7 protein-coding genes are annotated in these 24,654 nt (G+C 72.7%); 3 read left to right on the plus strand and 4 right to left on the minus strand.

Annotated elements, in window-relative coordinates:
* Positions 1–49: 49 nt before the first annotated feature.
* The 3 genes from iolB to ABZ855_RS06440 all read left to right on the plus strand — a co-directional run bounded on the left by iolB (position 50) and on the right by ABZ855_RS06440 (position 3,689).
* Positions 50–946, plus strand: coding sequence for a 5-deoxy-glucuronate isomerase (gene iolB, locus ABZ855_RS06430; RefSeq protein ID WP_360801829.1), 897 nt, complete (start codon positions 50–52; stop codon positions 944–946).
* Positions 946–2,823: a 3D-(3,5/4)-trihydroxycyclohexane-1,2-dione acylhydrolase (decyclizing) gene (iolD, locus tag ABZ855_RS06435; protein ID WP_360801832.1), complete on the plus strand. Its 1,878-nt coding sequence runs from the start codon at positions 946–948 to the stop codon at positions 2,821–2,823. The genes iolB and iolD overlap by 1 nt, the downstream gene beginning before the upstream one ends.
* An 80-nt stretch (positions 2,824–2,903) precedes the next feature.
* Positions 2,904–3,689: a GntR family transcriptional regulator gene (locus ABZ855_RS06440; protein ID WP_360801835.1), complete on the plus strand. Its 786-nt coding sequence runs from the start codon at positions 2,904–2,906 to the stop codon at positions 3,687–3,689.
* A 28-nt stretch (positions 3,690–3,717) separates the two neighbouring features.
* Here ABZ855_RS06440 and ABZ855_RS06445 read toward each other — a convergent pair whose 3' ends face one another.
* The 4 genes from ABZ855_RS06445 to ABZ855_RS06460 are packed head-to-tail and all read right to left on the minus strand — an operon-like array spanning position 3,718 to position 24,654.
* Positions 3,718–3,954 (minus strand): hypothetical protein, encoded by a 237-nt coding sequence (locus ABZ855_RS06445; protein ID WP_360801838.1) that lies wholly within the window; start codon positions 3,952–3,954, stop codon positions 3,718–3,720.
* On the minus strand, positions 3,951–5,525 hold the full coding sequence (locus ABZ855_RS06450) for an amidohydrolase (protein ID WP_360801841.1): 1,575 nt from the start codon (positions 5,523–5,525) through the stop codon (positions 3,951–3,953). Before ABZ855_RS06450 ends, ABZ855_RS06445 begins: the two co-directional genes overlap by 4 nt.
* Before the next feature lie 22 nt (positions 5,526–5,547).
* Complete coding sequence (locus ABZ855_RS06455; protein WP_360801844.1) at positions 5,548–5,775, minus strand: MbtH family protein; 228 nt, start codon at positions 5,773–5,775, stop codon at positions 5,548–5,550.
* Positions 5,776–5,826: 51 nt separating this feature from the next.
* Positions 5,827–24,654, minus strand: coding sequence for an amino acid adenylation domain-containing protein (locus tag ABZ855_RS06460; RefSeq protein ID WP_360801847.1), 18,828 nt, complete (start codon positions 24,652–24,654; stop codon positions 5,827–5,829).

Raw genomic sequence — 24,654 nt, forward strand, 5'->3', positions numbered from 1 at the left:
CCGTGAACAGGGTCGACACGGGACCCGCTGTGAACAGGAGTGACAGACCATGACCACCGCCTACCACCTCCCGGCAGGCAAGGCCCTAGGCGGCTCGTACGTCGTCGACGTCAACCCCGAGAAGGCCGGCTGGGGCTACTCCAGCCTCCGGGTGCTGGAACTGCCACCGGGCGGCTCGCACACGCTCTCCAGCGGCGACAGCGAGTGGATCGTACTGTCCCTGAGCGGCGCCTGCACGGTCGAGACGACGGACGACTTCGGCCGCTCCACCTTCGAGGTGCAGGGCCGCGACAGCGTGTTCAGCGGCGTCAGCGACTTCGTGTACGTGCCACGTGACGCCGGTACGACCATCACCTCGGCCGCGGGCGGGCGCTTCGCGCTCACCGGTGCCCGCTGCACCCGCCGGCTGCCCGCCCGCTACGGGCCCGCCTCCTCCGTCCCCGTGGAGCTGCGCGGCACCGGGAACTCCTCCCGGCAGGTCAACAACTTCGGCGCGGCCGGCGTCTTCGAGTGCGACAAGCTGATCGCCGTCGAGGTGATCACCCCCGGCGGGAACTGGTCGTCCTTCCCGCCGCACAAGCACGACGAGCACCGGCCCGGCGAGGAGTCCGTCCTCGAGGAGATCTACTACTTCGAGTTCGCCGACCACGAGGGCACGCCCGGCCTCGGCTACCAGCGGGTGTCCCCGTCCGGCCAGGGCCGGAACACGGACGTGCTGGCCGAGGTGCGGGACGGCGACGTCGTCCTCATCCCCGACGGCTGGCACGGGCCCTCGATGGCCGTGCCCGGCCACCACATGTACTACCTGAACGTCATGGCGGGCCCCGAGGACGACCGCGCCTGGCTGATCTGCGACCACCCCGATCACGCATGGGTCCGCTCCACCTGGCCCGAGCAGCCCGTCGACCCCCGTCTGCCCCTCTACACGGCCCCGGAGAAGTCCTGATGAGCACCACCCCTGTCCGCCGTCTGACCGTCGCCCAGGCGCTGGTGCGGTTCCTGTCCGTCCAGTACACGGAGCGCGACGGTGTCCGCCACCGGCTGATCGCAGGCACCTGGGGCATCTTCGGCCACGGCAATGTGGCGGGCCTCGGTCAGGCGCTCCTTGAGGCCGGTGAGGACGCGATGCCGTTCCACCAGGGCCGCAACGAGCAGGCGATGGTCCACGCGGCCGTCGGTTACGCACGCCAGCTGAACCGGCTCTCCACCCAGGCCGTGACCACGTCCATCGGCCCGGGCGCCACCAACCTCGTCACGGGCGCGGCCCTCGCGACGATCAACCGCCTCCCGGTGCTGCTCCTCCCCGGCGACTACTTCGCCACGCGCAGCGCCGACCCGCTGCTCCAGCAGCTGGAGCACCCGGTCGAGGCCGACCTGTCGGTCAACGACACCCTGCGCCCGGTCTCGCGCTACTTCGACCGGGTGACGCGCCCCGAGGCGCTGATCCCGTCCGCGCTGAACGCCGTACGCGTCCTCACGGACCCGGTGGAGACCGGTGCCGTGACGCTCGCGCTGCCGCAGGACGTGCAGGCGGAGGCGTACGACTGGCCGGAGGAGTTCTTCGCCGAGCGCGTCTGGCACGTCCGGCGTCCCGCGCCCGACCCCTACGAGCTGGCCGAGGCGGTCTCGGCCATCCGGGCGGCCGAGCGCCCGCTGATCGTCGCGGGCGGCGGGATCCACCACAGCGAGGCCGAGGAGGCGCTGAAGGCGCTCGTGGACGCCACCGGCATCCCCGTGGCGTCCACCCAGGCCGGCAAGGGCTCCCTGCGCCACGACCACCCCGCCGACCTGGGCGGGATCGGCCACACCGGTACGGCCGTCAGCGACGACCTGGCCCGTACCGCCGATCTGGTGATCGGCGTCGGCACGCGCTACACCGACTTCACGACCGCCTCGAACACGCTGTTCCAGAACCCCGGCGTGCGGTTCCTCAACCTCAACATCGCCGCGTTCGACGCCCACAAGCTGGCGGCACGCACCCTCGTGTGCGACGCCCGCGCCGGCCTGACGGCGTTGACGGAGGCGTTGACCGGTCACCGTGTGAACTCGGTTTACGAGGCCGAGTACGGCGTCGGCAAGGCACGCTGGGAGCAGGTCGTCGACGCCGCTTTCACAGCTGCCGACGACTCCGCCGTGCCGACCCAGACGCAGCTGCTGGGCGCCCTGGACTCGGTCGTCGGCGACGACGACGTGATCATCAACGCGGCCGGTTCGCTCCCCGGTGACCTGCACAAGCTGTGGCGGGCCCGCAGCCCCCGCCAGTACCACCTGGAGTACGGCTACTCCTGCATGGGCTACGAGATCCCCGCCGGGATCGGCGTCCAGCAGGCCGCTCCGGACACCCCGGTCTGGTCGCTGGTCGGGGACGGCACCTATCTGATGATGCCGACCGAGATCGTCACCGCCGTCCAGGAGGGTCTGCCGGTCAACCTGGTCCTCATCCAGAACCACGGGTACGCCTCCATCGGGGGCCTGTCCGAGTCGGTCGGCGGGGAGCGCTTCGGCACCCCCTACCGCTACCGGGCCGCCGACGGCACCTTCACCGGCGACCCGCTGCCGGTCGACCTCGCGGCGAACGCGGCCAGCCTCGGCATGGACGTGCTGCGCGCCAAGACCGTGGGCGAGCTGCGCACGGCCCTGGCGACGGCGCGTGCCTCGGACCGGCCGACCTGCGTGTACGTCGAGACCGACCCGACGCCGACCGCTCCCCCGGCGGAGGCCTGGTGGGACGTACCGGTCGCCGAGACCGCCGCCCGCGAGTCCGCCGTACGGGCCCGTGAGGAGTACGAGCGTCAGGTCGCCGACCGCCGCCGGCACCTCTGACCCGGAGGTGGAGGGCAGGTCAACTCCGTTCCCCCCAGCCATTTCTGACGCGACGTCATCATCCGAAGGGAGGTGCCCCCGTGGCGACACCCGGTGATCGTGCCCGTGCGGTGTCCGGCTCCCCGCTCGACACCCTGGACTTCACGCTGGACCGCTCCAGCCCGGTCCCGCTCTACTACCAGCTGGCCCAACAGCTGGAGGCGGCGATCGAGCACGGGGTGCTGGCACCCGGCAATCTCCTGGGCAACGAGATCGATCTGTCGGTCCGCCTCGGCCTGTCCAGGCCCACGGTCCGCCAGGCGATCCAGTCCCTGGTCGACAAGGGCCTGCTGGTGCGCAGACGGGGTGTCGGGACACAGGTGGTGCACAGCCAGGTCAAGCGCCCGCTCGAACTGAGCAGCCTGTACGACGACCTGGAGGCCGCCGGGCAGGGGCCCACCACCGACGTGCTGCGCAACGAGGGGCAGCCTGCGTCCGCCGAGGTCGCCGCCGCCCTCGGGGTGAAGGAGGGCGCCGAGGTCGTCGTACTGGAGCGGCTGCGCTGCACGCACGGCGAGCCGGTGGCGTTCCTGTGCAACTACCTGCCCTCGGGGCTGCTCGAACTCGACGCCGGCCGGCTGGAGTCGACGGGTCTGTACCGGATGCTGCGCAGCGCGGGGATCAACCTGCACAGCGCCCGCCAGACCGTCGGCGCCCGCTCGGCCACGGCGGCGGAGGCGAAACGCCTGGAGGAGCCGGAGGGCGCCGCCCTGCTCACGATGCAGCGGACGGCGTACGACGACACCGGCCGGGCCGTGGAGTACGGCACCCACATCTACCGGGCGTCGCGGTACGCCTTCGACTTCCAGCTGCTGATGCGCCCCTGAGCCGCCGCCGCCCCATGCACTCGTGCGGCTATCGGGAGCAGGGGCGGCCCGGGTACTCGGCGCTCTCCGGTACGCCCGCCGCGCGCATCCGGCGCAGTACCTCGCCCCGGACCGCGTCGTCGTCGATGTAGAGGGGGCAGTTGACGTCCCGGTCGAACACCAGCACGTCCCCGGCGGTGTCCCAGAGCACCCAGCGGGGTGCGTGGGGCGAGTCCTGCCACAGCTCGGTGTAGTCGGCGATGACGTCCGTCGTCGGAGCGCTCACAGCGTTTTCTCCTCGTTCTCCCGGCCGTCGACGAGTGTCGCCACGACCTCGATGTCCCCGATGCGCGAGATGTCGACGCTTCGGGGGTCGTCTCCCAGCACGACCAGATCGGCACGCTTTCCCGGCGTGACGCTGCCCGCGCTGTCCTCCCAGTGGCAGGCGTGGGCGCCCTCGACGGTGTACGCGCGCAGCGCCTCGTCGACGGTGATCCCTTCGTCCGGCCCGATCAACTGCCCGGACAGGGAAGCCCGTTCGACCATGAACTGCACGGCACGCAGCGGCGACCCGTCCGCCACCGGCCGGTCGGAACTCCCCACCAGCCGGATCCCGTGCTCCAGGAACCCCCGGCCCCGGTAGAGCCAGTTCGCCCGCTCCTCCCCCATGATCGACGCGTAGTCGTCGCCGAAGTACCGCAGGAAGTTGGGCTGTACGACGGCTGCCGCGCCGAGCCGCGCCATCCTGGGCAGCTGGTCGGGCCGGATCAGCCCGGCGTGCTCGATGCGGTGCCGGGCGCCCGGCCGGGGCCGCAGCCGCTGCGCCTGCTCCAGCGCGTCCAGCGCGACATCGGCGGCCCGGTCGCCGATGGCGTGCACGGCGAGCTGCCAGCCCGCGAGGTGCCCGTCCACGATGGTCCTGGTGAGGAGTTCGGGGTCCTCCTGCAACTGCCCCGCTGTGTCGAGCCCTTGGTAGGGGCTGGTGAGGGCGGCGGTACGGGCCATCATGCCGCCGTCGGTGTACACCTTCAGCGCGCCGACGGACAGCCAGTCGTCGCCGAAGCCGGTCCGCAGGCCGAGGTCGAGGGCGCGCGGGATGCCGTCGGTCTCGTGCGCGGTGACGGGGTGCAGCCGGTCGGCGGCCACCATCAGCTGGACCCGCAGGGGCAACAGACCGCGTTCCCGGGCGAGTTGGTAGGCGCCCAGCTCGACCGGGCTGTTGCCGAGCAGGGCACCGCCGATTCCCGCCTCGGCGCACGCGGTGACGCCCTCGGCCAGACAGGCCCGGGCGGCCCGTCCGATCGCCTCCGCCAACTCCTCCTGGGAGTGCGGCAGTCGAAGCGCCCGGGCCGCCCCCATGGCCCCTTCGGCGAGGAAGGCGCCCTCGTGCGGGACCACGCCGGGCAGCAGTTCCAGCACGGGGCTGCTGACCGCGCAGCCGTGTCCGGAGTCGTGCATCAGGAGCACTTTGCGCCCGGCGGCGGCCCGGTCGAGCTCGGCGAGCGTCAGATGCCGGCCGAGCCCCCGCTGGTCGTACCCCGCGACGTCCACCCAGCCGCCCGCCGGCACCCGCGCCGCGGCCTCGGCGACGACCGCGAGCACGTCCTCGACCCGGACGCAGGGCGCGACCGTGGGGGTGGCCGCCTTGAACCCGGTCCAGGCCAGGTGCACATGGCTGTCGATGAACCCGGGCAGCACGGTCGCGCCCTGCAGGTCGACCACCCGCCGCGCGGGCAGCCCGGTCACCGCCTCGTCGAGGCCCACGATCCGGCCCCGCCAGATGCCCACGTCGTGGGCCACGGGGTGGTCGGGGTCCATGGTGAGGACGTGGGCGTTGGTCAGTCGTGTGGTGAGCATGGGGAGTCGGTCCGGTCGTGGCTCAGACGGTCGGTTCCATGCGTTCCGCCAGGCTCCTGGGCCGCATGTCCGTCCAGTTGGTCTCGATGTGGTCCAGGCACTCCTGGCGGGGCGCCGGGCCGTGGACGACGGTCCAGCCGGCCGGTACGTCGACGAAGTCGGGCCACAGGCTGTGCTGGCCCTCGTCGTTGACGAGCACGGAGTAGACGCCGTCGGGGTTCTCGAAGGGGTTGGTGCTGCTGCCGCTCATAAGGCTCTCCTCTGTCGGGGGTGGGTGAGTGAGTGGTGGATGGGGCCGGGGTCAGGGCCGGTCGAGGTCCTCGGCGCGGGCGACCAGGGCCCGGAGCGCCCGGAACCAGGTCTCCGCCAGGTCCCGGACCGCCTCCTCGGACAGGACGGCGGCGGGCCAGGACCAGTGGGCGGCCAGGACCGGACCGTCGGCGCGGTCCTCGGTGACGACGTTGATGCCGAGGGCGTGGCCCTCCCGCATCTCCGGCTCGGCACCGATGTCAGAGACGTCCTCCTCGGGGGCGTACGACCAGTCCGTGGCCTCGGGGATGCCGAAGCGGCCGAGGTAGTTGAACTCGATCGACGGCGGGGCGAAGCGCGCCAGGACGGGCGCCGTACGGGGGTTGAGGTGGCGCAGCATGCCGTAGCCGGTGCCGTTCGCGGGCAGTGAGCCGAGGTGGGCGCGCACCCGGGCGAGGGCGTCGTCGATCTCAGGGCCGCCCGCGAGGGCCGCCTCCAGGTCGACGGGTCCGGGGTCGAGCAGGACCGGGAAGACGCTGGTGAACCAGCCGACCGTACGGGAGAGATCGGCGTCCTCGGCCAACTCCTCGTCGCGGCCGTGGCTTTCGAGGTCGACCAGGGCGGGGCCGCCCTCGTCGTCCCCGTGGCGGCGGCGCCAGTCGGCGACGGCGAGGCCGAGGCCGGTGAGCAGTACGTCGTTGACGTTCGCGGTGTAGGCGGACGGCACGGCGGACAGCAGCGGGCCGGTGATCTCGGCGGGCAGCCGCAGTTCCAGGTTCCGCACCGTGCCGGCCGTGTCGCGGACCGGGTCGAGCGGCCTGTCGAGCGGGAGCGGCGCGGCCCCTTCGAGTACGCCGGTCCAGAACGGCAGTTCCGCCTCGTGGGCCGGGTCCTGGGCCAGCTCCTCGAGCCGGTGGGACCAGGTGCGGAAGGAGGTGTCGACGGGCGGGAGTTCGGCGGGGCGCCCGGCGTCGACGGCGGTCCAGGCGGCGGCCAGGTCGGGCAGCAGGATGCGCCAGGACACGCCGTCGGTGACGAGGTGGTGGCCCATCAGCAGCAGCCTGCCGGGCTGGGTGCCCGCGTCGAACCACACGGCCCGCACCATGACGCCCGCGTCCGGGTCCAGGGCCGCGCGGGCGGCGTGGGTACGGTCGCCGACTACCACCCGCAGGCCCTCCGCGTCGAGTCCGGCGACGTCGACCCGCTCGATCCACGTCCCGGTGTCCACCGATCCGGCCTCGGGCACCTCCAGGCTCCAGTGGCCGGCTTCCGTACGGACGAGAGTGGCCCGCAGCATGGCGTGCCGGTCGGCGAGCGCGCGGAGCACGGCGGTGAGCTTCGGCCGGTCCAGGGCCGCGGGCGTCTGGACGAGGGCCGACTGGTGGTAGCTCCTGAACGGGCCGCCCAGTTCCCGCAGCCAGTGCATGACCGGCGTGAGCGGCACGGCGCCGGTTCCGTCGTCCACGGGACGGGCGGGGGCGGAGCCGGTGGTGGTCGCCACTTCGGCGAGGGCGGCCACCGTGCGGTGGCGCAGCACGAGTCGCGGAGTGATCCGCACGCCCGCCGCCCTTGCCCTGCTGACCAGTTGCATCGCCATGATGCTGTCGCCGCCGAGCGCGAAGAAGTCGTCGTCGACGCCGAGTTCGTCCAGTCCGAGGACGTCGGCGAAGACACCGCACAGGGCCTTCTCCAGCTCGGTTCCGGGGGCCCGGCCCGTGGAGAGGGCGGCGAAGTCCGGGGCGGGCAGGGACGATCGGTCCAGCTTGCCGTTGGCGAGTTCGGGCAGCCGGTCCAGGAGGACGACGGCCGCCGGAACCATGTGGTCGGGCAGTCGCCGGCCGACCTGGCCGCGCAGCCGCGCCGGGTCGGGCAGTTGACCGGGCACGGGGACCACGTACGCCACCAGCAGCTTGCGCGCGCCTTCCTGACGTACCGTCACCACCGCTTGGGCGATGTCCGGTTCGGCCGTGAGCACGGACTCGATCTCGCCGGGTTCGATGCGGAACCCGCGGATCTTGACCTGGTCGTCGGCCCTGCCGAGGTAGTCCAGGTGGCCGTCGGCGGTCCAGCGGGCCAGGTCGCCGGTGCGGTAGAGCCGGGAGCCCGGCGCGCCGAACGGGTCGGCGACGAAGCGCTCGGCGGTCAGCGCGGGGCGGCCCAGATAGCCGCGGGCGAGTCCGCCGCCGGCCAGGTACAGCTCGCCCGTCACGCCGGGCGGCAGGGGCTGGAGGCGGTCGTCGAGGACGTACGCCCGGGTGCCCGCCACGGGCCGGCCGACGAGCGGCCGGTCGCTGTCGCGCACCCGTGCCACCAGGGCGTCGACGGTGGACTCGGTGGGGCCGTAGAGGTTGAACGCCTCGGTGCCGGTCAGCCGACCGAGCCGCTCCCAGAGCGCCACGGGGACGGCTTCGCCGCCGACGCCGACGACGGCGAGGGGGCAGCTTCCGTCGTCACGGACGAGACCCGTCTCGGCCATCTGGGCGAAGAACGACGGGGTGACCTCAAGGAAGTCGAAGCCGTGTTCGACGACGGCTGCCGCGAGCAGCTCCGGGTCCCGGCGGGTCTCGTCGGACACGACGTGCACGCAGTGCCCGTCCAGGAGCCACAGCTGCGGCTGCCAGGAGGCGTCGAAGGAGAACGCCCAGGCATGTCCGGCCCGGAGACGGTCTCGGCCGGTGGCGGACTTAGCCGGTGCGTAGAGCGTCTCGCGGTGGCTGTGGAAGAGGTTGCCTACGGTCTCGTGGGTGACGACCACGCCCTTGGGGCGGCCGGTGGACCCGGAGGTGTAGATGACGTACGCCGGGTGGCGCGGGGTGAGCGGGGCGAGGCGGTCGCCGTCGAGGAGGTCGGTCGTGTCCTGGGCGGCGAGCAGTTCGGCGGTCGCCGGGGCGTCCACCTCCAGCATCGGCGGGCCGCCTGCGGGCAGCCGCCGCGCGATGTCCCGCGTGGTGAGCGTCAGCACCGGGCGGGCGTCGTCGAGGGTGTCACTGAGGTGGCCGGTCGGGGCGTCGGGGTCGAGCGGAAGATAAGCGGCGCCCGCCTTCTGTACGGCGAGGACGGCCAGCAGTGTGCGGGCTGTCCGGGGCAGGGCGAGCGCCACGAGCCGCTCGGGGCCCGCGCCGCGCGCGACGAGCAGCCGGGCGAGGCGGTTGGCCTCCTCGTTGAGCTGCGCGTACGTCAGCTCGATGCCGTCGGAGGCCACGGCGGGAGCGTCCGGGGACAGCGCGGTCTGGCGCTCGAAGAGGGCCGGTACGGTGGTCGGCTCGGCGATGAGCGGCCGGGCGTTCCACTCGGTGAGGATCCGGTGGCGTTCGGCGGTGCCGAGGATGTCGATCCGGCCGATCGGAGTGTCCGGGGCGACGACGACCGCCCGCAGGAGGCGGACCAGGCGCTCGCCGATCGCCTCCGCCGTCGCGGCGTCGAAGAGGTCGGCGCTGTACTCCAGGACACCGTCGACGCCGTTCCCGCCGGCGCGTTCCACGAAGTCGAAGGAGAGGTCGAACTTGGCGCCGGTCGCGCCGAGTTCCTCCCGACGGGACTCCAGTCCCGGGAAGCCGCCCTTGTCGACGCCCGCGGCCAGGTAGACGACCATGACCTGGAAGATCGGATGCCGGGACAGCGAACGGGCGGGATTGAGCACGTCCACCACCCGCTCGAACGGAACGTCCTGGTGGTCGAAGGCCGCCAGGTCGGTCTCCCGCACCCGGGCGAGCAGTTCGCGGAAGGCGGGGTCGCCCGAGGTGTCGGTGCGCAGCACCAGGGTGTTGAGGAAGAACCCGACCAGGTCCTCCAGGGCCTCTTCGCCACGTCCGGCGATCGGGCTGCCGAGCGGGATGTCCGTACCGGCGCCGAGCCGGGTCAGCAGGGCCGCCACCGCCGCCTGGACGATCATGAACATACTGACGTTGCTCGACCGGGCCAACTCGCGCAGTCGGGCGGTCAGTTCCGGGTCCAGGGCGATGTCAGCCGTGCCACCTCGGTAGCTGGCCTCCAGCGGGCGCGGCCGGTCGGCGGGCAGCGCGAGTTCCTCGGGGAGCCCGGCCAGGGTCCGCTTCCAGAAGGCGAGTTGCCCGAAGGCGAGGCTTTCGGGGTCCTTCTCGTCGCCGAGCATCGCCCGCTGCCACAGGCTGTAGTCGGCGTACTGCACCGGCAGCGGCGCCCGCTGCGGCGCACGGCCGGCCGCGCGCGCCTCGTAGGCGGCGGCCAGGTCGCGGGTGAGCGGCGCGTCGGACCACTCGTCGCCCGCGATGTGGTGGAGCAGGAGCAGCAGTACGTGCTCGTCCTCGGCGGTACGGAAGAGGTGGACGCGCAGCGGCGCCTCCCGGTCCAGTTCGAAGCCGTACCCGGCGGCCTCGGTGAGCCGCTCGGCGAGTTCCGCCTCGTCGCGGACGGTCTCGGCCGCCACTTCGACGCGGGCCTCGCGTGGCTCCAGGATCCGCTGGTACGCCCGGCCGTCCTCCTCGGGGAAGACGGTGCGCAGCGGCTCGTGCCGGGCCACCAGGTCGTCGACGGCCAGTCGCAGCGCGTCGGCGTCGAGCCGCCCGGTGAGCCGCCAGGCGAGCGGGATGTTGTACGTGGCGCTCGGGCCCTCCACCCGGTACAGCACCCACAGGCGCTGCTGGGCGAAGGAGAGCGGGAGCCGCTCCGGCCGCTCGGCCGGTGCGAGTACGGGCAGTCGGGCGCCGCCGTTGTCCTGGCCCTCCTCCCGAAGGCGCTCGGCGAGCCGGGCGACGGTGGGTGCCTCGAACACCGTGCGCAGCGAGACCTCGGTGGCGAGGGCGGCACGGACGCGGGCGGCCAGTCGCATCGCGATGAGGGAGTGTCCGCCGAGGGTGAAGAAGTCGTCGTGGATGCCGACGTGTTCGAGGCCCAGTACGTCCGCGAAGAGGCCGCAGAGGATCTCCTCTCGCGGGGTGCGTGGCAGGCCTTCGCCGGTGCCGGTGCCGGTGCCGGTGCCGGCCGCCGTTGCCGCCGCCGAGAAGTCGGGGGCGGGGAGGGCCTTGCGGTCGAGCTTGCCGTTGGGGGTGAGGGGCAGCGCGTCCAGGGCGACGAAGGCGGCGGGGACCATGTGCTCGGGGAGCGCGGTGGCCGCGTGCCGGCGGAGGGCTGCGGTGTCGAGCGCGGCGGTGGCGAGGGCGGCGGTCCCCAGGTTGGCGTCGCCGGTCGGCACGACGTAGGCGACGAGCCGCTGGTCGCGGGCGACCACGCTGACATGGGCGACAGAGCCGTGGCGGGCGAGGGCGGACTCGATCTCCCCCAGCTCGACACGGAAACCGCGGATCTTCACCTGGTCGTCCGTGCGGCCCAGGTATTCGAGTGTTCCCTCTGCTGTCCAGCGTGCCAGGTCACCCGTGCGGTACATGCGTGAACCGAGTTCACCAAAGGGGTCGGCTGTGAACCGCTCCGCCGTGAGCCCCGGGCGGCCGAGATAGCCACGGGCCAGCTGCACACCGGCCAGATACAGCTCTCCCGCCACACCCGGCGGAACCGGCCGCAGCGCGCCATCGAGAACATACGCACGCGTGTTCCACACCGGCCGCCCGATCGACACCCGGCGGGTCAGCTCGGTCACCTGGGCCGCCGTGACGTCGACCGACGCCTCCGTGGGCCCGTACAGGTTGTGCAGCTCGGCCGGCAGTACGGCGCGGAACCGCTGTGCCAGCTCGTCGGGCAGCGCCTCCCCACTGCACATCACGCGCCGCAGCCCCAGGCAGCCGGCCGCCGTGGGTTCCTCCAGGAACAGCTGGAGCATCGACGGCACGAAGTGCACGGTCGTGACGCCCTGCTCCTGGATCAGTTCTGCCAGATAGACGGGGTCCTTGTGCCCCTCGGGCCTGGCGACCACGAGGGCCGCGCCGGTGATGAGAGGCCAGAAGAACTCCCACACCGACACGTCGAAGCTGGACGGCGTCTTCTGGAGCACGCGGTCGTCGCCGGTCAGGCCGTACTCCGCCTGCATCCACAGCAGCCGGTTGACGATGCCCTGGTGCGGCACGACGACGCCCTTGGGGGTGCCGGTCGAACCGGAGGTGTAGATGACGTAGGCGGGGCTCGACGGGTCGTAGGACTCCGGGAGTTCACCATCGGCCGGCCCCTCGGGGAGGGCGTCCCGGATCACCGTCACCGGGCGGGCGTCGGCGAGCATGAAGTCCAGCCGCTCCTGCGGGTAGTCGGCGTCCAGCGGCAGATACGCCCCGCCGGCCCGGTGCACGGCCAGCAGCGCGACCACCAGCTCCACCGAGCGCGGCAGCGCGACCGCGACCGTGCGCTCCGGGCCCACTCCCAGGCCGGCCAGGACGCGGGCCGTCCGCTCGACCCGCTGGTCCAACTCGGCGTACGTCAGCCGCTGTTCGCCGAACACCAGCGCCAGGGCGTCCGGCGTACGCGCCACCTGGGCCCGGAACAACTCGGGCAGGCTCGTGGCGGGCACTTCACGGGCGGTGTCGTTCCAGTCGCCCAGAACGGCCCCCCGCTCGGACTCCTCCAGCACGTCCAGGTCCCGCACCAGCACGTCGGGGCGGCTCGCCACCTGCTCGAGCAGCCGCACCAGACGCCCCGCCGTCCGGGTGGCCGTCGGTTCGTCGCAGAGGTCGGTCGCGTACTCCAGGAGAAGGACCAGCCGGTCCGACTCGTCCACGAAGGTGAAGTGGAGGTCGAACTTGGCCATGCCGGTGTCCATGTCGAACCACTCGGTCGCCATGCCGAGGACGTCCGGGTCGCCGTCGGGGCGGTAGTGGTAGCCCAGCATGACCTGGAACAGCGGGTTGCGCCCCGCCACCCGGGCCGGGTTGAGGGCCTCGACGACCTGGTCGAAGGGCAGGTCCTGGTGCTCGAACGCGGCCAGGGACGACTCCCGTACCCGCGCGGTCAGTTGACGGAACGTCAGGTCCTCGCCCGACACGTCGGTGCGCAGCACGAGCGTGTTGACGAAGAAGCCGACCAGATCATCGAGGGCATCGTCCGTGCGGCCCGCGATGGGGGCGCCGAGGGGGATGTCGTCCCCGGCGCCGAGGCGGTGCAGCAGCGCGGCCGTCGCGGCCTGGAACAGCATGAACATGCTGGCGCCGGTGGCACCCGACAGCTCGCGCAGGGCGCGACCGGTGTCCGTGGGCAGCTCGAGGCGGACCTTGCCGCCCCGCCCGGTGGGCTCGGCCGGGCGAGGCCGGTCCAGGGGCAGCCGCAGCTCCTCCGGGAGGTCGCGCAAGGTCTCGGCCCAGTGGGCGAGTTGGCCAGCGCCGACCTGGCCGAGCAGCTCGTCCTGCCAGAGGGTGTAGTCGGCGTACTGGACCGGCAGCGGCGCCCACTCGGGGGCGCGGCCCGCGCGCCGGGCCCGGTAGGCGGTGGTGAGGTCGGCCAGGAAGGGACGGTCGGACCACTCGTCGGTGGTGATGTGGTGGAGCACCACGGCCACGACATGGTCGGCCGGTCCGACCCGCAACACCTCGCACCGCAACGGGAGTTCGCCGGTGAGGTCGAAGGGCCGGCGCTGTGCCGCCTCGATCCGCTCGGGCAGCTCGCCCTCCCCGCAGTCGCTCATGGTGAACCCGGGGTCGGCCTCGGCCGCCGGAACGATCAGCTGGTACGGCTCACCGTCCTGCTCGGGGAACAGAGTGCGCAACGCTTCATGGCGTCCCGCCACGTCCCGTACGGCGGCCCGGAGCGCGTCGAGGTCCAGGTCACCCCGGAGACGGAAGACCAGCGGGAAGTTGTAGGCGACGCCGCTGCCGGTGATCCGTTCGACCAGCCACAGGCGGCGCTGCGCGGCCGAGAGCGGGATGCGCTCGGGCCGGGCGGCGGGAGCCACGGCCGGGCGGGCCGGGCGTGAGGTGTCGGCGCGGGCCGCGAGCTGCTCGGGCGTGGGCGCCTCGAACAGATCCCGGATGGCGAGTTCGGCGCCGAGTTCGGTACGGGCGCGGCTGATCAGACGGGTGGCGAGCAGGGAGTGGCCGCCCAGGTCGAAGAAGCCGTCCTCGGCGCCGACCTCGGGCAGGCCGAGCACCTCGGCGAAGAGCCGGCAGAGCACCTCTTCGCGAGGGGTGCGCGGTCCCCGGCCGGTGCCGAGGGCGACGGCCGGTTCGGCGTCGGGCAGGGCGCGCACATCCAGCTTGCCGTTGTCGTTCATGGGCAGCCGGTCGAGGGTGACGAACGCGGCGGGGACCATGTACTCGGGCAGCCGCTGCTTGAGGTCGTCGCGGAGCTGCCGGATCAGGCTGTTGGCGTCGCGGGCCGCCGTCGGGGAGTTGGCGTACGGGGCCGCTCCGCCGCCGGGGAGGTAGAGCCCGGCGGTCAGCGCGGGCACCTCGCCGGGGACGAACACGGCGTCGTAGGTGCCGGTTTCGCCGGACCAGGTGGTCAGGACGCGGTGCCCGAGGCCTGCGGCGAGGTCGCGCAGGGTCTCCGGGTCGACTCCGCCGGGGGTGCCGATACGGGCGTCGGGGACGCCGGTGAGGCGTACCGGGAGTTCGGTCAGCCCACCGGCCAGATCGCCGCTGTCCAGGCCCTGTCCGATCGTGTCGAAGGGAACGGCGAGAACATCCGCCAGTCGCAGGCCCGGCTCGGCGGCGTACAGGACGGCGTCGTAGCGGTAGCGGGTGAGTTCGTTGTGGTGGCGGGCCTGCTTGGTGCGGAGGTCGACGCCGTAGCCGAGGGTGGTGAAGTAGTCCGGGTCGACGAGGAGTTCCTTCTCCAGGCGCAGCCCGCGTTCGACGGCCCGTGCGAGCGCGTCGCCGGTGAGGCCCTTCGCCTCCTGGATCTCGGTCTGGAAGGCGCGGGCGAGCCGCAGGTTGCGGACGTCGCCGACGAACAGCGCGCCGCCGGGGGCCAACAGCTTCATCGCGCCCCGGATCACCGACGTCAGGTAGTCGATGCTGGGGAAGTACTGGATGACGGAGTTGATGACGATGGTGTCGAAGTAGCCGTCGTCGGGCAGGCCGGTGAGGTCGTCGGCGGGCTGGGCGCGGAGGGTGACCCGGGCGGCCAGCTCCGGGTCCTGGAGCAGCTCCTGACCGATCTTGCGGATGACGGGGGCGGCGAAGTCGGTGGCCCAGTAGGCCTCCGCCTCCGGGGCCAGCTTGGACAGCAGCAGGCCGGAGCCGACACCGATCTCCAGGATGCGGCGCGGCTTCAGGGAGCGGATGCGCTCCACGGTGGCCTCGCGCCACTCCCGCATGTGGTCGAAGGGGATGGGCTGTCCGTCGTAGGAGGAGTCCCAGCCCGCGTAGTCCTCGGTGAAGACGGCGGTGCTGATCTCCTCGTACTCGTCGGAGTAGATCTCCTGCCATTCACCGACCTGGTCGCGCTCCGCCGAATCCCGGTCGCCGCCCGCGAGTTGAGCGGGAACGACGTATCCGACGAGGCGTTCGTCGCGGACGATCACGGCGGCGTGGGCGACCCGGTCGTGCTGGGCGAGGGCGGTCTCGATCTCGCCGAGTTCGACGCGGTAGCCGCGGATCTTCACCTGGTCGTCGGTGCGGCCGAGGAAGTCGAGATTGCCGTCGGGGTTGCGGCGGACCAGGTCGCCGGTGCGGTACATGCGCTCGCCGGGTTCGCCGAACGGGTCGGCGACGAACCGCTCGGCGCTGAGGGACGGCCGGTTGAGGTAGCCGCGCGCCAGACCGATGCCGGCGATGTACAGCTCGCCCGGCACGCCTTCCGGCACGGGGCGCAGCCAGGCGTCCAGGATGTGGGCGCGGGTTCCGCGTATCGGACGGCCGACGGTGGGTGTGGCGCTGTCGAGGGTGCCGCCGCCGAGGGTGTTGATGGTGTACTCGGTCGGCCCGTAGAGGTTGTAGCCGTAGGTGCCCTCGGTGTCGCGCAGCCGGTTCCACACCGTCTCGGACACGGCCTCGCCACCGAGCAGCACCAGCGGCGGCCGGTGGCCCTCCAACAGACCTTCCTCGATGAGGAGATGGGCGTAGGTCGGGGTGACGTTGACGACGTCGACGCGATGGCGCTCGCAGTAGGCGACCAGCGCCTCGGCGTCGCGCCTCAACTCCTCGTCGCAGATGTGGACTTCATGTCCCTCGACCAGCCAGAGCAGCTCCTCCCACGACATGTCGAAGGCGAAGGACACGGTGTGCGCGATGCGCAGCCTGCGTCCGCCCGCCGACGCGATCGCCGGTTCGAAGATCTCCTTCTGGTGGTTGAGCTGCATGTTGGTCAGACCCCGGTACGGCGTGACGACGCCCTTGGGGCGGCCGGTGGACCCGGAGGTGTAGATGACGTACGCGGGGTGTTCGAGGCTGAACGCCACGGAGACCAAGTCGCCCGACAGGGCGTCGAGTTCGGCGTCGATCGCCGGGTCGTCGAGCAGCACGCGCGGTGTGTCGCCCGTCAGCCGCGCCGACACGGCGGCGGTGGAGAGCAGCATCGTCGGCCGGGCGTCGTCGAGCATCGCGGCGAGCCGGTCGTCGGGGTAGTCGAGTTCCAGCGGCAGATAGGCGGCGCCCGTGCGCAGTACGGCGAACAGGGCGACGACCATGTCGAGGGAGCGGGGCAGACCGAGGGCGACGACCCGCTCGGGGGCGGCGCCCCGCGCGATCAGCAGCCGGGCCATCCGGTTGATACGGGTGTCGAGTTCGGCGTAGGTGAGGGTGCGGTCGCCGAAGACGACGGCCGTGGCGTCGGGCGTGGCGGCGGCCTGCGCGGCCAGCAGGTCGGCGATGGTCTCCGTGGGCTCGGGGACCCGTCCGGCGGCCCGCTCCCGCTCCAACTCGGCCTGCTCGGCGGGCAGTAGTGGGTCGAGGCCGCCCACCGGGGCGTCGAGGTCGAGGGTGAGGCGGTCCAGGAGAAGGGTGAAGCGGTCCAGGAGGTCCTGCGCCTGAGGGCGGGCGATGACGTCGGCCCGGTGGGTCAGGGTGACCTGGATGGACCGGCCCGGGGTGACGACGAGGTTGACCGGGTAGTGGGTCGCGTCGACGTTGGCGACTGCGGTGGCGCCGTGCCGGTCGCTGAGTTCGGCGAGCCGGTCCTCGGTGTCGTTGTTGCGCAGCACGAACAGTGTGTCGAACAGCCGCCGGTGCCCGGTCTCGGCCTGGAGCACCCCGAGGCCGAGGTACTCGTACGGCATGACGGCGAGCCGCTCGTCCTGGACGCGGCGCAGCAGTCCGAGGACCGGCTCGGCCGGGTCGTAGGCGATGCGGGCGGGGACGGTGTTGAGGAACATGCCGATGACGTTCTCGATGTCCGGCACCTCGCTCGGCCGGCCGGCGACGGTCGTACCGAAGACGATGTCGGTGCGGCCGGTCGCGCTGGCCAGGGTGAGCCCCCAGGCCGCGTTGAGCACGGTGTTGAGGGTCAGCCCGTGGAGCCGCCCGATGGCGCGCAGCCGCTCGCCCACCTCGTCCGGGACGAGGACGTCGAGGCTCTCCGGGATGTCCGGTTCCAGGCCCTGGTCGGCGGCGGCGAGCAGGGTGGGCTCGTCGAGTCCGGCGAGGGCACGGCGCCAGGCGCCGGTGGCGACGGCCGTGTCCTGGACCTCCAGCCAGGTGAGGTAGTCACGGTAGTTGCCGGGGGCGGGCAGGGTGCCGGCGTCGCCGCCGTTCTCGTACAGGGCGAAGAGCTGGTCGAGGAAGAGCCATGCCGACCAGCCGTCCCACAGGAGCAGATGGCGCCCGACGACCAGCCGGTCACCCCGGTCCGCGCCGAGGCGGACGAGGAGCATACGGAAGAGCAGCGGCCGGGTGAGGTCGAACCGCCGGGAGCGCTCGGCGTCGGTCAACTCACGCAGCCGTACGTCCTGTTCGGCTTCCGGCAGCCCGGAGAGGTCTACCTCTTCGAGGGGGATCTCGGGGTCGCGCACGATGAACTGCACCGGCTGGCGCAGGCCTTCACTGGTGAACCCGGCGCGCAGGCTGGGGTTGCGGTCCAGCAACACCCGTACGGCGGTACGGAATCGGGCGGTGTCGACGGTTTCGGCGAGGTCGAAGGACTCGTGGACGGTGTAGACGTCCAGGGCGCTGTCGTCGTACGTGGAGTGGAAGAACAGGCCTTCCTGGAGCGGGGCCAGCGGCCAGATGTCCTCGACGGGGGCGGGGCTGAGCCGGTGGACGCGCTCGGCCTCCTCGGCCGTGAGCGCGAACGAGGAGCGAAGGACGGCCCCTTCAGCCACTGGTGCCGCGGCTGCGGCGAGGGCGGCCGGGGTGCGGTGTTCGAAGACGTCACGCGGGCTGAGGTCGAGGCCCGCCCGGCGGGCGCGGCTGGAGACGCCGATGGAGGTGATGCTGTCGCCGCCGAGCATGAAGAAGTCGTCGTCGATGCCGACGTCCTCGAGCTTCAGTACGGCGGCGAAGATCCCGGCGAGGGCGTGTTCCCGCTCGTTGCGCGGGGCGCGCCTCTCGGCCCGTACCGCCTCCGGCGCGGGCAGTGCGGCCCGGTCCAGCTTGCCGCTCGGGGTGAGCGGCAGGGCGTCGAGGACGACATAGGCGGCCGGGATGACGGCGGCGGGCAGTTCCTGGGCCAGCGCGGCCTGCAGCTCTGCGGGCGGCGGGACGTCGGCGTCGCGGACCGGCACGACGTACGCGACCAGCTGGCCGCCGTTCACGGTGACGGCGGCCTGGGCGACCGCCGGTGTGCGGCTCAACGCGGCCTCGATCTCGCCGAGTTCGATCCGGTTGCCGCGGATCTTCACCTGGCGGTCGGTGCGGCCGAGGTACTCGATCACCCCGTCGGCGCGGCGGCGCACGAGGTCACCGGTGCGGTACATGCGCGCGCCGGGCTCCCCGTACGGGTCGGCGACGAACCGCTCGGCGGTCAGCTCCGGCCGGGCGTGATAGCCGCGCGCCAGCTGAACACCCGTCAGGTACAGCTCGGCGGGCACCCCTTCGGGCGCGGGCCGCAGGCAGGCGTCCAGGACGCGCAGACCCGTGTTCCACACCGGGCGCCCGATGGGCACGGTGGTGCCGGGTGCGCCGTCGTAGGGGTGGTACGTCACGTCGACGGCGGCCTCGGTGGGCCCGTACAGGTTGTGCAGCGGTACGCCGGTCAGCTCGCGCCAGCGGGCGGCGGCGGCGCCGGGCAGCGCCTCGCCGCTGCTGAAGACGTGACGCAGGGACGCGGCCCAGGTCGGGTCGGCGGTGATCTCCTCGGACTGGAGGAAGGCCTCCAGCATCGAGGGCACGAAGTGCAGTGCGGTGATGCCCTGTTCGCGGATGAGTCCGGCGAGATAGGCGGGGTCGCGGTGTCCGTCCGGGCGGGCGAGGACCACGGCGGCGCCCTCGCACAGCGCCCAGAAGAACTCCCAGACGCTGACGTCGAAGCTGGCCGGGGTCTTCTGCAGCACCCGGTCACCGGCGGTCAGCTGGTACTCGCCCTGCATCCACGCCAGCCGGTTGACGACGGCCCGGTGGGTGACGACGACCCCCTTGGGGCGGCCCGTGGAGCCGGAGGTGTAGATCAGGTAGGCCGGGTCGTCGGGGTGGGCGCGGCGGGCGGTCTCCTGCTCGGGCACGTCCTCGGACGGGGTGTCGAGCAGCAGGAGGGTGGGTCCGGCAGGCAGCCGGGGTGCGGTCGCCGAGGTGGTCACGACGGTGGCGGCACCGGAGTCGGCGAGCATGTGGGCGACCCGGTCGGCGGGATAGTCCACGTCGACGGGCAGGTAGGCGGCGCCCGACTTCAGGACACCGAGCAGGGCGACCATCAGTTCGGCGGAGCGCGGTACGGCGACGGCGACAATCGTGCCGGGGCCGGTGCCCCGCGCGGCCAGTTGCCCCGCCAACACCTCTGCCCTGGCGTCGAGTTCACGATAGGTGAGCGTCTCACCCTCGAACACGACCGCTGTCGCCTGCGGGCTGCGGGCCACCTGCGCCTCGAAGGCCGCGGCGAGGGTCGTACCGGCGATCTCCCGGTGTTCGCCGGTCGGGTGGGCGACGAGGAGTTCCTCGGCCGACAGCAGCTCGACGTCGGCGACGGACTGCGCCGGGTCGGCCGCGAGGGCGTGCAGGATGCGGGAGAGACGGTCCGCGATCCGGCGTACGGAGTCGGCGTCGAGCCGCTGGGCGTGGTGCTTGAGCCGCAGGTCGAGCCGTCGGCCCGGCTTGACGATCAGGGCGAGCGGATAGTGGACGGCGTCGTGGAACTCGTGGCCCGTCAGCCGGAGCGTGCCGGTCGGGTCGGCGGGGTCGGTCGCGGCGGGGTAGTTCTCGAACACGACGAGGGTGTCGAAGAGTTCACCGGCGCCCGCGAGGCCGGCGACGCGCTGGAGTTCGGCGAGCCCGAGGTGCTGGTGGTCCAGCAGCTGGGCCTGCTCGTCCTGGAGTCGGCCGAGGAGACCGGCGAGGGTGTCGGAGGGTTCCCAACGCAGGCGCGTCGGGAGGGTGTTGATGAACAGGCCGATCATGGACTCGATGCCCTCGACCTCGGCGTCACGCCCCGAGACCGTCGTGCCGAACATCACGTCCTGGCGTGCCGTGAGGCGGCCGATGAGCAGGCCCCAGGCGCCCTGGACGACCGTGCCCAGGGTGACTCCGTGCTCGCGTGCCCGCGCGGCGAGTCGGGCGGTCACCCGCTCGGACAGTTCGAGGCGGATCTGCGCGGGCTCGACGGGCGTACCGTCGGCGGGCGTCTCGACGAGCCGCGTGGGCTCCTCGACCCCGGCGAGGGCCGTGCGCCAGGCCGTGCGGGCCGCCTCGCGGTCGGCGGTGGCCAGGCGGCGCAGATGGGAGCTGTAGGGCGCGGGCTGCGGCAGCGCGGCCGGGGTGTCCCCGTAGGAGGCCATCAGTTCGCGGTGCAGAACGGGCAACGACCAGCCGTCGGCGACGATGTGATGGAACGTCAGCAGCAGTTGGCTGCGGTGCTCATCGAGGCGGATCAGCGCGCAGCGCATGAGGGGCGGGTTGGCGAGGTCGAAGCGGTGGGCGCGTTCGGCGGCGGCGACCGCGTCGGCCAGCGGTACGCGGGCGGGTCCGTCGTGGACGGTCAGGTCGACTTCGCGCCAGGGCAGTTCGAGTCCGGCGGCGACGATCTGCACGGGCTGCCCGTCCGGGCGGCGGCGGAAGCAGGCGCGCAGCGGGGCGTGCCGGTCCAGGACACGCTGGGCGGCCCGGCGCAGGGCTTCGCCGTCGACCGGGCCGGTCAGCTCGAGGGCCTGCTGGACGACGTACGCGTCGAGGTCCGCGCCGTCGACGAGGGAGTGGAACCAGAAGCCCTCCTGGAGGGGGCTCAGCGGCAGCGTCTCCTCGACGGTGACCGGGAACTCGCCCTGAACCTCGGCGAGTTCGGCGTCCGTGAGGGCGACCAGCGGGGCGTCCGGCTCGGCGGTCTCCTGGACCACTTCCCCGGCCGCTGCCGCGAGCGCGGCGACCGTGCGGTGCCGGAAGACGTCCCGGGAGCTGAGGCGCAGGCCGGCGCGGCGGGCGTGGACGAGGAGCTGGATGGCGGTGATGCTGTCGCCGCCGAGGGCGAAGAAGTCGTCGTCGATGGTGGCCGAGCGCAGTCCGAGGACGTCGGCGTAGGCCGCGCACAGGAGTTCCTCGCGGGCGTCGCGGGGCGGGCGCCCGGCGCTGAGGGCGCCGTAGTCGGGCGTGGGCAGCGCGGCGGCGTCGAGCTTGCCGCTGGGGGTGACCGGGAGGCGGTCCAGGGGGACCACGGCCGCCGGGACCATGTACTCGGGGAGGTGGTCGGCCGCGTACGAACGCAGCGTCCGCATCAGGGCGTTGACGTCCCGGAAGGGGGCCGGGCGGTTGGCGTGCGGGGTGGTTCCCGAGGGCCGGTAGAGGCCGGTGAGCGGGGTGTCGCCGAGGGCGAAGACGATGTCGAGGCTGCCGTCGTCGGCGGTGCCGTTCCAGGTGACGGCGGTCCGGAGGCCGTAGCGGGTGCCGAGCTCGTGGAAGACCTCGGGGTCGGGGGCGTCCGCCGTGCGGCTGCTGTCGTCCAGGGCGGACAGTGCGGCCAGGTCCTCGGCGAGGCGGGCGTTGGGCACGCCGGTGACCCGAAGCAGCGAGGGCCTCTCGGCCAGGCGGGCTTCGAGTGCCTCGGGCCCGCTCCAGACGACCTCGGCACCGGTGGCCGCCGGCTTGTCGGCGGTGGTGGCCTGCTTGCTGAGCACCACGTCGTACCGGTAGCGCGTCAGCTCGTTGTGGTGGGCGCCGCGCTTGACGAGGATCTCGGCGTCGAACCCGTCGAGGACCGCGAAGTAGTCGGGGTCCAGGAGGAGTTCGCCCTCCCAGGCGACGGACCGCTCGACTGCGGCCCGCAGGGCCTGCTTGTCCTCCGGGTCCCCGGTACGGCGGCTCTCGACGGCCGCGCGCAGGCAGCGCAGCAGCCGGGCGTTGCGCACGTCACCGATGAACAGCCGCCCGCCGGGCGCAAGAAGAGTGCCCACGGCCCGGACGACCTCGGTCAGATAGTCGGCGCTCGGGAAGTACTGGGCGACGGAGTTGAGGACGACGGTGTCGAAGTGGCCGGTCGGCAACCCCGTGGTGTCGTGGGCGGGTTGGGCCGACAGCCGTACCCGGCCGGCGAGTTCCGGCACTGCCTCGACCTGGGTACGCAGGGCGCGTACCGCTTCCTCGGAGAGGTCGGTGCCCCAGTACTCGGCGCAGTCGGGTGCGACGCGGGAGAGGATCAGGCCGCTGCCGACACCGATCTCCAGCACACGGCGGGGCGCGAGCTCCCCGATGCGGGTCACGGTGGCCGCGCGCCACTCGCGCATCTCCTCGACGGGGATGGGCAGCCCGTCGTACATGCTGTTCCATCCCGCGAAGTTCTCCCGGAATCCGGCCAGTTGTTCCTGGTCGCCCTCCGATCCGGCTGCCGCGTAGAGGAGTTCGTGCAGGTCCTTCCACTCACGGACCTGCTCGGTGGCGTCCGGGACGGTCTCGCCGTCCAGCGCCGGGACGATGTAGGCGGCGAGCCTGCGGTCCCCGGGCCGGTCCTCGCGGACGACGACCGCGGCCTGGTCCACGGCCGGATGCGCGCGCAGGACCGATTCGATCTCGCCCGGCTCGATACGGAAGCCGCGGATCTTCACCTGGGAGTCGGCGCGGCCCAGGAACACCAGCCGCCCGTCTGCCTGCCAGCGCACCAGGTCACCGGTGCGGTACAGGCGCTCCCCCGGTGCCCCGAACGGGTCGGCGACGAAGCGTTCGGCGGTCAGGTCGGGCCGCCCGAGGTAGCCGCGGGCGAGCCCGGCGCCGCCGAGGTACAGCTCGCCGGGGACTCCGGCCGGGACGGGCTTCAGACGGGCGTCGAGGACGTAGGCACGCGTACCGGGGTCCGGGATGCCGATGGGGACGATCGAGCCGGACGGGATGTCGGGGTCGCACAGGCCGAGGGTGGAGTTGGTGGTCGCCTCGGTCGGGCCGTACGCGTTGAACATCATCCGGCCGCGCGCGTACCGTCCGACCAGCTCGGGCGAGACGCGTTCGGTGCCGGCGAGCAGGGTGGCGGGCGGGAGTTCGACGTCCTCGGGCATCGCGGCGAGCAGCGCGGGCGGGAGGATCATGAACGTGATGCCGTGCGCGTGGGCGTAGTCGGCCAACGCCCGTCCCGGCACCCGGCGTTCGGACGGTACGACGACGAGCCGGCCGCCGGACAGCAGGCCGAGGCACAGGTCCCAGAACGCCACGTCGAAGCTGGGCGAGGCGAACTGGAGCACCCGGCTGTGCGGGCCGATCCCGAACCGCTCGCTCTGCGTGGCGACCAGCTTGGCGACACCGGCGTGGGTGAGGACGACACCCTTGGGGCGGCCGGTGGAGCCGGAGGTGTAGATGACGTAGGCGGCGTTGGCGACGGTCAGCGCACTCGGGTCGGCACCAGCGGGCTGACGTTCCGTCAACTCCCGTATCAGTTCCGGCGAGTCGAGGACGACGACAGGGACGCCGTCGTTCGCCGGGAGGTCCGCGGCGACCTCGGCCGTGGTGACCAGGCAGACAGGGCCGGCGTCGGCGAGCATGTAGGAGATGCGGTCGGCCGGGTAATCGGTGTCGACCGGGAGGTAGGCGGCGCCGGACTTCAGCACGGCGACCTCGGCGACGATCAGCTCCGCCGACCGGGGCACGGCGAGGGCGACCACACGCTCGGGCCCGGCACCCCGGGCGATCAGGGCCGCCGCCAACCGGCCCGCGCGGTCGTCGAGTTCGGCGTAGGTGAGGGAGACGTCCTCGAAGACCAGCGCGATGTCGTCCGGGCGCTGCCGCACCTGGTCGGCGAACATCTCGGGCCAGGTGCGCAGCGGGACGCCATGGCCGGTGTCGTTCCACTCGAGCAGGACGCGCCGGCTTTCCTCGGCGCCGAGCAGCTCCAACTCCCCGACACAGGCGTGCGGGTTGGCCAGGGCGTCGGCGAGCAGGGTGGCGTAGTGGCCGGCGACACGCTCGGCGGTGGCGGCCTCGAAGAGGTCCTGGCGGTAGGTCACGTACAGCTCGCCGTCGCGCACGGCGAGGGAGAGGTCGAGTCGGCCGCCGTAGCCCGACACCTCACCAGTCGCCTCGCCGGACCTGTCGTCGCCGAACGCGGTGTTGAACAGCAGTCCGCCGCCCCGAGTGGGGTCCGGGCGCAACCAGTCGACCAGTGTGGCGTGTTCGACCCGGTGGGCCCGCGCCTGAGCCAGCGCCTCGGTCACCTGCCGTACGAGGTCCGTGAAGGAGGCGCCTGCGTCGACCGCGATCCGGAGCGGCAGACCGTCGTACCCGAAGGTGAGGTCGGGGGCTCCGCTGTAGCGGTGCAGCAGGGCAGCGTACGCGGCCAGAAGGATCGGTTCGTCGGCCGTCGCCGACAACGAGCGACGAAGAGTGTGCCGTTCACCGGTGGGGTGCAGCGGGTAGGGGAAGTCGACCGGGAGCGCGGTCTCCTGCGGGAGCGGTTCGAGGCACCGCCGCCAGAAGGCCGGGATCGCGCCTTCCGCGTCGTCGATACCGGGCACACGAACTTCGAAACCGGACAC

Source organism: Streptomyces sp. NPDC047042, assembly GCF_040644035.1.
Lineage (GTDB): Bacteria > Actinomycetota > Actinomycetes > Streptomycetales > Streptomycetaceae > Streptomyces.

Bases quoted from the DNA above. Each gene is read 5' to 3' on its own strand.
- iolB (WP_360801829.1), top strand. From the start codon at position 50: ATGACCACCGCCTACCACCTCCCGGCAGGCAAGGCCCTAGGCGGCTCG.
- iolD (WP_360801832.1), top strand. From the start codon at position 946: ATGAGCACCACCCCTGTCCGCCGTCTGACCGTCGCCCAGGCGCTGGTG.
- ABZ855_RS06450 (WP_360801841.1), bottom strand. From the start codon at position 5,525: ATGCTCACCACACGACTGACCAACGCCCACGTCCTCACCATGGACCCC.
- ABZ855_RS06455 (WP_360801844.1), bottom strand. From the start codon at position 5,775: ATGAGCGGCAGCAGCACCAACCCCTTCGAGAACCCCGACGGCGTCTAC.